Raw genomic sequence first — 10,857 nt, forward strand, 5'->3', positions numbered from 1 at the left:
AATGTCAAGCTATTTAGAAAGAAAATGATTAACGGATTGATGACTACGAGAAATTGGAAATTAGTCATTACTCATCAATCATTACTCCTCACACCAAGCTCCCAGTCTCACGCCAACTATTTATTAATCATTATTTCCAGCTCTATACTTTGGTTTCCGTTCTTCGTTTAAAAGAACTCCTTCATTCGCTCAAAGAAGCTTTTGTCGCCCTTACTTGGTTGCGGCTGAAAATTAGGTGAATCTCGTAAGCTCTCCAGTGTTTTTTTCTCGTCGGAAGAAAGCGTTTTGGGAGTCCATACATTCACATGAATTAGCTGATCGCCCTTACCATAGCCATTAATATCTTGAATACCTTTTCCGCGAAGGCGAAGAATTTTACCACTCTGCGTACCAGGATCTATCTTGATTTTGACCTTCCCATCAATGGTAGGCACCTCTACCGAAATACCCAAAGCAGCATCAATAAGGCTAATGTACAGGTCGTACACAATGTTGGTTCCATCACGCTTCAGCTCTTCGTCTTCTTTCTCTTCAATCACGATAAGCAAATCGCCCGGTACTCCACCTCGTTTAGGTACATTACCTTTACCCGACATAGAGAGCTGCATCCCTTCTCCTACTCCTTCCGGAATTTTCACCGGAATCACTTCTTCCTCCAAAATACGCCCTTCCCCTTTGCAGGTACCACAACGCCGATCTATAATTTTTCCCTCACCGCCACAGTTACCGCAGGTATTGGTCGATACCATCTGCCCCAGCATCGTGTTTACAACTTTGCGGATCTGACCACTACCATTGCAGGTAGGGCAAGTTCGGAGAGCCGTACCATTTTCGGCTCCGTTACCCCCGCAGGTATTGCAGGTGATGTACCGCTTAACTTTTATTTTCTTTTCAACACCGTGGGCAATTTCATCTAACGTGAGCTTTAGCTTGATACGGAGATTAGAACCCCGTCGCTGACGGGAACCGCCGCCCCCTCCTCCACCGAAAAAGCTCTCAAACGGGCTACCGCTTCCTCCGAAAATATCACCAAACTGAGAGAAAATGTCATCCATAGACATTCCACCTCCGCCACCAAAACCACCGGCTCCACCCCGCATTCCATCGTGGCCAAAGCGGTCGTAACGCTGACGCTTTTCAGCATCGCCTAACACTTCATAAGCCTCCGCTGCCTCTTTAAACTGGTCTTCCGCTTCAGGGTTGTCCGGATTTTTATCCGGATGAAACTTGATGGCGGTCTTTCGGTATGCTTTCTTGATTTCTTCGGGAGAGGCATCGCGCGATACCCCCAGAATTTCGTAGTAGTCTCTTTTTGCCATATTATTACGATCCAATCACAACCTTTGCGTAACGCAATACTTTCTCTCCAATAAAGTAACCGCTCTCAATAACGTCGACTACCTTTCCCTTTAATTCTTCACTGGGTGCCGGAGTTTGCACTACGGCTTCGTGGTACTCACTATCGAAATCGCTTCCTTGCGCTACCTCCATTCGGGTAAGGCCTTTTTGCTCCAATATTTTCACCATTTTCTGATGCACCAGCTGAATTCCCTCGTACATGGGTGCTACTGCTTCATTTTCTTTGAAAATATCAAGTGAACGCTCAAAATCATCAATCACCGGAATCAAAGCCGACATAATGTCCTCACTGGCAGTCTTAATTAACTCAAGTCGCTCTTTGGCCGTACGCCGACGGTAATTTTCAAATTCGGCATAAAGGCGCAAATACTTATCTTTGGCTTCAGCCACGGCAATGTTGGGATCTTCTTCCTCAGTTGGCTTCTCCTCTTTTTCTTCTACCTCATCGAATGGGTTCTTAGAGCCTTCCATTTCGCCAGTTTCTTCTTCAGAAATATCGCGTTCTATTTCTTCGTTCGTAGTTTTATCGTCAGTCATGGTGTCTTGCAGATTTTTATTCTCTTTATCTACTATCGTTTAAAACTTTTGGTTCAAGAACACGGGGGGAAACGACAACTTTTTTGCCAAGCTTCTTTTTATGACAGATTGGCAGCATTAGGTATGTAATGTTCGCCAGATTACATCTTTCAATTCATCAATTTGGTAGCTCTGAGCCGAAGAAATAAATAAAAAAGAAATTGGAACATCTATCTCAGCTCGAATTGCCTCTTGAAGTTCCTCATCCAGCAGGTCAGCTTTAGAGATCGCTAACAAGCGTTTCTTATCCATCATTTCCGGATTGTACGTTTCCAACTCGTTTAGCAGTGTTCGGTATTCTTGGTTGATGTCGTCAGTGTCAGCCGGAATAACGAACAGCAGGATAGAATTCCGCTCAATATGGCGAAGAAAGCGGGTTCCCAGCCCCTTGCCTTCGGCAGCTCCTTCAATAATTCCCGGAATATCAGCTACCACAAAAGATTGAAAATCGCGGTACTCCACTACGCCCAGGTTAGGCGTAAGCGTAGTGAATGGATAGTCAGCAATTTCGGGTTTGGCTGCTGAAACTACCGATAGCAAAGTAGATTTACCCGCATTCGGAAAGCCGATTAATCCTACATCAGCCAGTACTTTTAGTTCTAATATAAACCATGCCTCCCGTTCAGGTTCACCGGGCTGAGCGTAACGGGGAGATTGGTTGGTGGAGGATTTGAAATGGTCGTTGCCCAAACCGCCTCGTCCCCCTTCCAGGATAATTACTTCCTGCCCATCTTCCGTAATTTCCGCTACTTTTTCTTCCGTCTCTTCCAGTCGGGCGATGGTACCAAGCGGCACCTCTAATACTATGTCTTCCCCTTGCGCCCCACTCTTCCGCGAGGGGCCACCTCCTTCACCGTTTTTAGCCATTACGTGCTTACGGTACTTTAGGTGTAGCAATGTCCAGAGTTGAGCATTGCCTCGCAAGATGATATGACCACCCCGACCACCATCTCCGCCATCGGGACCACCTTTCGGCACAAACTTCTCCCGCCGAAAGTGAGCTGAACCTGCTCCTCCCCGCCCCGAGCGGGCATGAAATTTTACGTAATCAATAAAGTTAGGCGAGGACATATGATTAGTGACTAATGATGTATGAATAATGATTAACGACAATTGGTAGTAAACTATTCATTCATCAGTCATTAATCATTATTCACTACTTTACTACTTGAATTCTCACCATGTTGGTGCGATCTTCCCAGTGCAGGGGCATACTAGCGGTGCTAATGTAGGTATCATTATGATGCAGCAACCCTTTAGCCCGCAGTATCTTTTCCAGATCATCGAAAGTTTCGTCGGTAGAGCGGGTGCCATCGTAATAGAAGCCCCGTAGCCCCCAGTAGAGATTAATAATATTGAGCAACCGACGGTTAGAAGTAAAAATGAAGATATTGGCCTTTGGTCGGTGCCCCGAAATTCTGAACCCAGTGTAGCCAGATTTAGTCATTCCGATGATGGCATTGGCATTCACTTCTTTACTCAGGCGACAAGCCGTACGCACTAAGTTATCATTATTAAAGGTAGGCGAATCAGCTGGGATATGTGATAGCTTGTCATACACATCGTCTTGTTTTTCTACGGCTAAAATAGTCCGCACCATACTCTTCACCGTTTGTATCGGGTACTTCCCGGAAGCTGTTTCGGCCGAGAGCATAATGGCATCGGCGCCGTCTAATACGGCATTCGCCACATCGTTGGTTTCGGCTCGCGTAGGTCGCGGATTTTCAATCATGCTCTCCATCATTTGGGTAGCAATAATTACTGGCTTAGAAGCCGCGTTGCACTTTTCTACCATCATCTTTTGCGCCATAGGCACATCTTCCATCGCAATTTCCACTCCTAGGTCGCCCCGGGCAACCATCAGCCCATCGGTAGCACTAATAATTTCGTCGATATTGCGTAATGCCTCCGGCTTTTCAATTTTGGCAATCACCTTTGGCTCCTTTCCCTTTTCTGCAATGATGTCCTTCAAATCGTAGATATCACTGGCATAACGGACAAATGAAAGCGCAATCCAATCAACATCATGTTCTAATCCGAAGAGCAGGTCTTTTTTGTCTTTCTCGGTGAGTGAGGGTGCCGAAATTTTAGTATCCGGCAGGTTCATACCCTTGCGCGATTTTAAGGCACCGCCGTAAATTACTGTTGCCTTTACCTCATCGCCTGATGATTCAGTTACCCGTAGTTCAATTTTGCCATCATCAACCAGTATGGTATCACCAATTTCTACATCAGTAGACAGGGAAGTATACGTAGTGCTTACCTTCTGAGCGGTGCCTAACATCTCTTTGCAGGTAATGGTTAGGGTTTGACCGGGGGTAATCTCTACCTCGCCGTTTTCCACTTCACCAATCCGAATTTTAGGCCCCTGCAAATCCTGAAGAATGCACACGTTCGTCCCCAATTCTTCATTTACTTCCCGGATGTACTTTATTACTTGTTGGTGCCCAGTGTGGTTTCCGTGGGAAAAATTGAGCCGAAAAACCCCTACTCCCGCCTTAACCAGTTCAATAAGCATTTCCTTATTATTGGTTGCTGGGCCAATGGTAGCCACAATTTTAGTTTTGTTAGAAGGTAAATGATCCATACTAAAACAATAGGTTATCTTTATTTGGGAGTAAATCTACCGAAATTTGTGAAAAGCCCTTGATATCGGGGGTTATTTTCAGGTTCTGATGGAGCTGACGTAAGGATATATGGTTGCCCGGATCATCAAGTCGGAGCAAAAAATTCCACTGTGCCAGCTCCGGTAGCAGCAACGCAATTTCCTGGTTCTCTGTAAAGGCTTCGTTTCTCAATAAACGCCAGGTTTGCGTACCTCGCTGGTAACAAAAGTGCGAAAATGAAGCTACTGAGTCAATGGTGACATTCAGCGTAATATCAGGCACTTTTATAAAATGGCAGTAGCAACTTTGGTTCAATGCCCAGGCCAACTTATACTCTTTGGAGCTAGAACTGAGACCGAACAAAATAAAGTCGTACTGAAAGTCGGTATCTAACTGCGTATACACAAATAAAATTTAGGCTCAGTTAGTTGCGAAACTAGGGCTAAATTTTTCAAGTTTGCACTTAGGCACCAAAAAAAGATTGAAAAACTTTCGTTTGACATTATTACATTAAATCTCTTTCTTTGCGCCGTTAACTATAAATGCAACCAATATGTCTGAAATTGCACAGAAAGTAAAAGGAATCATCATCGACAAGCTAGGAGTGGAAGAATCTGAGGTTACTCCCGATGCTAGCTTTACCAATGATCTAGGTGCTGATTCTTTAGATACTGTAGAGCTTATTATGGAATTCGAGAAGGAGTTTAATATTTCTATTCCTGACGACCAAGCCGAAAACATTGCCACAGTAGGGCAAGCTATCTCTTACTTGGAAGAGAACGTAAACTAGTAGATCACTTTTCCCTTTTGTATGAAGTCTCGGAGAGTTGTTGTAACGGGATTGGGGGCACTTACTCCCATTGGTAATTCAGTAGCCGACTATTGGCAAGGATTATCGCAGGGAGTAAGTGGTTCAGCCAATATCACGCATTTTGATACTGAGAAGTTCAAAACCAAGTTCGCCTGTGAGCTGAAAAATTTTAACCCTAACGATCATTTCGACCGCAAGGAAGCTCGAAAGCTGGATCCTTGCGCTCAGTACGCAATAGTTGCTGCCGATGAGGCAGTAGCCGATGCTGGCTTGGTTCAGAGTGCGGTTGACCCTGATCGGGTTGGCGTTATTTGGGGGTCGGGCATTGGTGGCCTTATTACGTTTCAGCAGGAGGTGATGCAGTTTGCCCAGGGCGACGGCACCCCTCGCTTCAATCCGTTCTTCATCCCCAAAATGATTATAGATATTACCCCCGGGCATATCTCAATCAAATACGGGTTTCGAGGGCCAAATTTCGCTACCGTTTCCGCGTGTGCTTCGGCTACGCACGCTCTAATTGATGCTTACACCTACATTAAGCTAGGTAAGGCCGATGCTATCGTCTCGGGTGGTTCGGAAGCCGCCGTTTGCGAAGCGGGCGTAGGAGGTTTTGGGGCTATGAAAGCACTATCAGAACGCAATGACTCTCCAGAAACTGCTTCGCGTCCGTTTGATAAAGATCGGGAAGGGTTTGTGCTGGGCGAGGGTGCCGGAGCATTAGTTTTAGAAGAGTTAGAACACGCTCAAGCTCGAGGAGCCAAGATTTACGCTGAGATCTTAGGTAACGGCATGACCGCCGATGCTCACCACATTACCGCTCCTCACCCCGAAGGAGTAGGAGTAAAAAAAGTGATGCAAAACGCATTGGAGGATGCCGGAGTTTCTCCCGAAACGGTAGACTACATCAACGTACACGGAACTTCCACCCCGTTAGGCGACATCAGCGAAGTAAATGCCATCATTGATGTGTTCGGCGATCATGCTTTTGATCTTAACATTAGCTCCACCAAGTCTATGACCGGTCATCTACTCGGCGCAGCCGGAGGCATTGAAGCTATTGCTTGCATTATGGCTATTAACCATAACTTGATTCCGCCTACCATCAATCATTTTACTGATGACGAGCAGATTAACGACCGCTTGAATCTGACGTTCAATCAAGCCCAGGAGCGAGAAGTAGTTACGGCCATCAGCAATACTTTCGGGTTCGGAGGGCACAATACATCGATGATCTTTCGCAAATTTGAGAAATAGACGTGGCGGGTTCCTTCGTAGGTCGTCTGATTTCTCTAACCCGTACGTTGCTGCTTGCTATTCCCCCGGTAGCAGCCCTGGCAATTCCTGATGATAAAGAACGAAAAATTTCGCGATGTGTCTACCAAATGGTGGGGCGACCTCCTGCCAACCTGGGCTTATACCAACTGGCCTTTAAACACGTATCGGTAGCTAAGCGCAATCGTTACGGATTAAAAGAATCTAACGAACGTTTGGAGTACTTAGGCGATGCGGTGCTCTCGACAGTAGTGGCTGAATATCTCTTCAAAAAATTCCCCTTCCGGGATGAAGGCTTCTTAACCGAAATCCGAGCACGTATTGTGAACCGCGAATCGCTCAATGGCGTGGCGCGTAAAATTGGAGTAGATCAACTGGTAGAGTACGACAGTTCGCACCGGGGTGGCCATCGGGCCCACAAGTCTATCAACGGAAATACACTGGAAGCCTTAGTTGGAGCGGTATACCTAGATCATGGATTTGCTTTTTGCCGAAGGTTTGTTCTGAACCGAATTCTAATTCCCCACTTCGATCTTTCTACGATTGTTAACAACAATACGAACTTCAAAAGCATGATTATTGAATGGGCACAGAAGCATAATCATCAGGTTCGTTTTGAGATTGTAGATACCCGAGGCACCAGCCACCAGCGCGAGTTTATCGCGCAATTGTTCCTTGATGAAAAACCTATCTGCCAGGGAAGTGGTTATAGTAAAAAGAAAGCCGAACAGCGCGCTTCTGAAAAAGCCATTCAGGAACTAGAGCCTGAATTTGAGTAGCAAAAGTAACGTTTATTTTATCCCTGCGCCTATGAAGCTCACCGTAGCCGGAGCTGCCCTCAATCAAACTCCCATCGACTGGGAAGGGAACGTATCGCGTATCCTGGAAGCTATTGAAATAGCCCGAGAGCAGCAGGTTGATATTCTGTGCTTACCCGAACTTTGTGTTACCGGATACGGCTGTGAAGATCTTTTTCTAAGTGATTGGGTCTACGAAAAAGCATTGAGGATTTTACCCCGCATCGTATCGGCTTGCCAAAATATTACGGTAGCCGTCAGTCTGCCCATTCTTTACCGCGGAAAACGCTACGATACCGCTTGCTTAATTCACGATCAAACGATTTTAGGCTTTACCGTCAAGCAGTTTTTAGCCAACGATGGCGTACACTACGAACCTCGGTGGTTTACTCCTTGGCCTGCTTATCAGCAAGAGCAAATTGAAATTAACGGACAACTATATGATTTTGGTGATGTAACCTACGATGTGCTTGGCATCCGGATTGCATTTGAAATTTGCGAAGATGCTTGGCGCGAAAACCTTCGTCCGGGCTGGATTCACCGAACCCGTAACGTTGACCTTATTCTCAACCCCAGCGCCAGCCACTTTGCGTTTGGTAAAACGCGGCTTCGGGAGCGCTTGGTCATTGGCGGTTCCGAAGACTTCAACTGTACTTATCTGTTTGTTAACCTCTTGGGTAATGAGGCCGGACGAATGGTGTACGACGGCGAAATTCTGATCGCCCAGCAGGGTAAGTTACTCAAAAAAAATAATCGCTTATCATTTCAGGATATTAATTTGGTTTGTTGCAAAATAAATTTTGCGAATAAGTCTAAGTCCGAAATGGCAGCGGTTACCGACGAGTACGATAAAGAAATTGAATTTACCAAAGCCGAAAGCCTAGCTCTATTCGATTATCTTCGAAAAAGCCGTTCTCGAGGGTTCGTGCTTTCGCTAAGTGGAGGAGCCGATTCGTCTAGCTGTGCGGTACTGGTCTCGGAAATGGTTCGGCGCGGAGTGCGGGAGCTAGGCTTAGCCAGCTTTCTGAATAAGTTAGGCATGGCCTCTACCCTACCGGAATTGGAGGCGTTGGACGCACAACAAGCTCTGCGCCAACTGACTAGGAAGTTACTCACCACGGCCTACCAAGGCACGGTTAACTCTTCTGAGAATACTTTGAAGGCGGCTCAAATCTTAGCTGATTCCGTGGGGGCAACGTTTCATGAGTGGAAGATTGATGATGAAGTAGGGGGCTATACCCAAAAAATTGAGGAAGCTCTACGCCGGGAGCTTACCTGGGAGCAGGATGATATTGCATTGCAGAATGTACAAGCTCGAGCCCGCAACCCCGCCATTTGGATGTTAGCGAATATTCATAACGCGCTGTTGCTCACCACCTCTAACCGTAGCGAGGGCGACGTGGGCTACACCACGATGGACGGCGATACCAGCGGTAGCATTGCTCCCATTGCTGGAGTAGACAAACACTTTCTTATTCAATGGCTAAAGTGGGCTGAAGAACATTTAGATTATCCGGGACTACATCCAGTGAACCGCTTAAATCCTACCGCTGAACTCCGTCCGTTAGAACAGTCTCAAACCGACGAATCTGATCTGATGCCCTACGCTATTCTGGTAGAAATTGAACGCTTGGCAATCCGCGATCGCCACGGTCCCTTAGCAGTTTATCAGATTATGCAAGAGGAAGGAATTGTAGAAGACCAACTGCTGAAGGCTTACATCACAAAGTTTTTTCAGTTATGGTCGCGCAACCAGTGGAAACGAGAGCGGATTGCTCCTTCTTTTCATATGGATGATTTCAATGTTGATCCCCGCTCGTGGTGCCGCTTCCCTATTTTATCAGGTGGTTTTCAGGAGGAACTGGCTGAGTTGAAGAACCTTTAGTTTAATTATGTTCAACCACTTAATCCTTACTCCTTTTTGTACTCCAAAATATCTCCGGGTTGGCAATCCAGGGCATCACAAATCGCATCTAAAGTGGAAAACCTCACTGCTTTGGCTTTGCCTGTTTTCAGAATTGACAAGTTAGCTTCGGTGATACCAAGTTTTTCCGCTAAGTCTTTAGAGCGTATCTTCCGCTGAGCCATCACCACGTCAAGATTTACGATAATGGGCATCACTCAAACAGTTAAATCTTGCTCTTCTTGAATTTTTATTCCTTGCTCCAAGATTTTACCAATCGTTAAAAGAAGAACGCCAGGTACAAACCACGGAGAAAAATCAAAAGAAATACCTTCCACTATCATACTTAAGAAATCCGTTGAATTATCTTTTAGTATCATACCCGAAAATTCGAAATTAGCGATGAACCATCGTTTTTGTAGATAAGAACTGAGGTTAGCAATAAGAGGTACTAAGAAAAATAGTGTTGACAAGATATAAATCCGCCAAACATTGATCCGTACAAATGGAGTACCTGACTCTACGGTCTTAATCATTCTTTTAAGCTGTTCCAGCCCAAGAATTGCTAGAAATACTGGTAAAATAGCTAAATAAATGATATTAACCCCAAACATTGGAACCTCCATTTCTAAAAGAATTTCAGTTTCACTAATCAGAATTTCAGGCGAGACTGTTGGGTCTTTCTTGAAAACTATTGAAACCGATTCTGATCCGTTTATAATTTTTTGGTCTTCCGGTAGGAAAGAAATACCGGAATATCTCAGCTTAGTAGAGACCGGACCATTATCTTCCATCTGATATATTGAAATAACGAGTGCTATAGGTATAACTATAAATAATAGCTGAAACAATACTAAAACCCATTTCCAAGCGGTTAAGAGCGGTATCTTTCTCATCGTTTTTTGATTATTAATTATTGATAAACAATAATAATAAATTATTCTCAAATTATTGATAAACAATAATTTTTTTTAGGACATTAAACTAGCACTTCGCTCCTACAAAAGAACATTCTTCTTCGCGACCGAAAGCTTCACTTTTGCTAGTGCAAAGGTTACATCTGTAGCATACCCTAAAAGTAATTATACTACAATTAGGAAATTATTCTACATAATACTACATTTAAGAATTAATTGTTGCAAGTGCGTTAATTATCTTGGTTACCACCCCTAACTAGTCACATCCATGAAGAAATTTCAGCTCGGTGAATTTGAAGAAATTGTCATGCTCACCGTAGGTGTGCTACACGGAGACGCTTACGGGGTTTCTATCAAAAAAGAAATTGAAGAGCGGTTAGATCGCTCGGTCAGTGTTGGTGCTTTACAATCCGCTCTAAAGCGACTGGAAGACAAAGGCTACTTACGCTCGTATTCGGGAGAAGCTACCCAAGAGCGGGCAGGAAGGCCCAAGCGGTACTTCGAGATTACCGCCTACGGCAAGCAAGCCCTGGAGTACGTAAGAAGCACCCGCAATGCGCTGTGGGATGCTATTCCCAAGGTAGCCCTGGATGTGAAATATCTACGTTAAACCGGT

Annotated in this window: 12 protein-coding genes; 5 read left to right on the forward strand and 7 right to left on the reverse strand. The window is 45.0% G+C overall.

Translation table 11 applies throughout. The features are described 5' to 3' along the window. Positions 1 to 167: 167 nt before the first annotated feature. The 5 genes from dnaJ to P0M28_RS01775 form a co-directional block, all read right to left on the reverse strand. Positions 168 to 1,319 (reverse strand): molecular chaperone DnaJ, encoded by a 1,152-nt coding sequence (dnaJ, locus tag P0M28_RS01755; protein ID WP_302207697.1) that lies wholly within the window; start codon positions 1,317 to 1,319, stop codon positions 168 to 170. 4 nt (positions 1,320 to 1,323) lie between these two features. Continuing rightward, positions 1,324 to 1,896 carry a nucleotide exchange factor GrpE gene (locus tag P0M28_RS01760; RefSeq protein ID WP_302207698.1) on the reverse strand — a complete coding sequence of 191 codons (573 nt, stop codon included), beginning with the start codon at positions 1,894 to 1,896 and terminating at the stop codon, positions 1,324 to 1,326. 117 nt (positions 1,897 to 2,013) lie between these two features. Continuing rightward, complete coding sequence (gene obgE, locus P0M28_RS01765; protein WP_302207699.1) at positions 2,014 to 3,006, reverse strand: GTPase ObgE; 993 nt, start codon at positions 3,004 to 3,006, stop codon at positions 2,014 to 2,016. 85 nt (positions 3,007 to 3,091) lie between these two features. After that, on the reverse strand, positions 3,092 to 4,522 hold the full coding sequence (pyk, locus tag P0M28_RS01770) for a pyruvate kinase (protein ID WP_302207700.1): 1,431 nt from the start codon (positions 4,520 to 4,522) through the stop codon (positions 3,092 to 3,094). Position 4,523: 1 nt separating this feature from the next. Then, the gene (locus P0M28_RS01775) at positions 4,524 to 4,946 is read right to left on the reverse strand and encodes an IPExxxVDY family protein (RefSeq protein WP_302207701.1); all 423 of its coding nucleotides are present in this window, start codon (positions 4,944 to 4,946) and stop codon (positions 4,524 to 4,526) included. A gap of 148 nt (positions 4,947 to 5,094) precedes the next feature. Between P0M28_RS01775 and P0M28_RS01780 the strand changes: the two genes are divergently transcribed. Genes P0M28_RS01780 through nadE form a run of 4 tightly spaced genes read left to right on the forward strand, consistent with a single transcriptional unit; the run spans position 5,095 to position 9,306 of the window. Then, positions 5,095 to 5,331 carry an acyl carrier protein gene (locus tag P0M28_RS01780; RefSeq protein ID WP_302207702.1) on the forward strand — a complete coding sequence of 79 codons (237 nt, stop codon included), beginning with the start codon at positions 5,095 to 5,097 and terminating at the stop codon, positions 5,329 to 5,331. Positions 5,332 to 5,352: 21 nt separating this feature from the next. After that, positions 5,353 to 6,606: a beta-ketoacyl-ACP synthase II gene (fabF, locus tag P0M28_RS01785; protein WP_302207703.1), complete on the forward strand. Its 1,254-nt coding sequence runs from the start codon at positions 5,353 to 5,355 to the stop codon at positions 6,604 to 6,606. 2 nt (positions 6,607 to 6,608) lie between these two features. Continuing rightward, complete coding sequence (rnc, locus tag P0M28_RS01790) at positions 6,609 to 7,403, forward strand: ribonuclease III (RefSeq protein ID WP_302207704.1); 795 nt, start codon at positions 6,609 to 6,611, stop codon at positions 7,401 to 7,403. Positions 7,404 to 7,434: 31 nt separating this feature from the next. Further along, positions 7,435 to 9,306 (forward strand): NAD(+) synthase, encoded by a 1,872-nt coding sequence (nadE, locus tag P0M28_RS01795; protein WP_302207705.1) that lies wholly within the window; start codon positions 7,435 to 7,437, stop codon positions 9,304 to 9,306. Positions 9,307 to 9,332: 26 nt separating this feature from the next. Here the strand turns inward: nadE and P0M28_RS01800 are convergent, their stop codons facing one another. Together P0M28_RS01800 and P0M28_RS01805 are read right to left on the reverse strand one after the other, a co-directional pair. Continuing rightward, a complete protein-coding gene (locus P0M28_RS01800) occupies positions 9,333 to 9,539 on the reverse strand; it encodes a helix-turn-helix domain-containing protein (RefSeq protein ID WP_302207706.1) in 207 nt (68 codons plus the stop codon). Positions 9,540 to 9,542: 3 nt separating this feature from the next. Continuing rightward, positions 9,543 to 10,220, reverse strand: a complete 678-nt coding sequence (locus tag P0M28_RS01805) for a DUF2975 domain-containing protein (protein WP_302207707.1) — start codon at positions 10,218 to 10,220, stop codon at positions 9,543 to 9,545. A 289-nt stretch (positions 10,221 to 10,509) separates the two neighbouring features. Between P0M28_RS01805 and P0M28_RS01810 the strand changes: the two genes are divergently transcribed. Further along, on the forward strand, positions 10,510 to 10,851 hold the full coding sequence (locus tag P0M28_RS01810; RefSeq protein ID WP_302207708.1) for a PadR family transcriptional regulator: 342 nt from the start codon (positions 10,510 to 10,512) through the stop codon (positions 10,849 to 10,851). The last annotated feature ends 6 nt before the right edge of the window (positions 10,852 to 10,857 follow it).

It is taken from the genome of Tunicatimonas pelagia, from assembly GCF_030506325.1.
Lineage (GTDB): Bacteria > Bacteroidota > Bacteroidia > Cytophagales > Cyclobacteriaceae > Tunicatimonas > Tunicatimonas pelagia.

What these genes read in the sequence shown, in the direction of transcription:
- nadE (WP_302207705.1), top strand. Translation starts at nt 7,435, where the DNA reads ATGAAGCTCACCGTAGCCGGAGCTGCCCTCAATCAAACTCCCATCGAC.
- P0M28_RS01780 (WP_302207702.1), top strand. Translation starts at nt 5,095, where the DNA reads ATGTCTGAAATTGCACAGAAAGTAAAAGGAATCATCATCGACAAGCTA.
- P0M28_RS01805 (WP_302207707.1), bottom strand. Translation starts at nt 10,220, where the DNA reads ATGAGAAAGATACCGCTCTTAACCGCTTGGAAATGGGTTTTAGTATTG.
- P0M28_RS01760 (WP_302207698.1), bottom strand. Translation starts at nt 1,896, where the DNA reads ATGACTGACGATAAAACTACGAACGAAGAAATAGAACGCGATATTTCT.
- pyk (WP_302207700.1), bottom strand. Translation starts at nt 4,522, where the DNA reads ATGGATCATTTACCTTCTAACAAAACTAAAATTGTGGCTACCATTGGC.
- P0M28_RS01810 (WP_302207708.1), top strand. Translation starts at nt 10,510, where the DNA reads ATGAAGAAATTTCAGCTCGGTGAATTTGAAGAAATTGTCATGCTCACC.
- P0M28_RS01800 (WP_302207706.1), bottom strand. Translation starts at nt 9,539, where the DNA reads ATGCCCATTATCGTAAATCTTGACGTGGTGATGGCTCAGCGGAAGATA.
- obgE (WP_302207699.1), bottom strand. Translation starts at nt 3,006, where the DNA reads ATGTCCTCGCCTAACTTTATTGATTACGTAAAATTTCATGCCCGCTCG.
- fabF (WP_302207703.1), top strand. Translation starts at nt 5,353, where the DNA reads ATGAAGTCTCGGAGAGTTGTTGTAACGGGATTGGGGGCACTTACTCCC.
- dnaJ (WP_302207697.1), bottom strand. Translation starts at nt 1,319, where the DNA reads ATGGCAAAAAGAGACTACTACGAAATTCTGGGGGTATCGCGCGATGCC.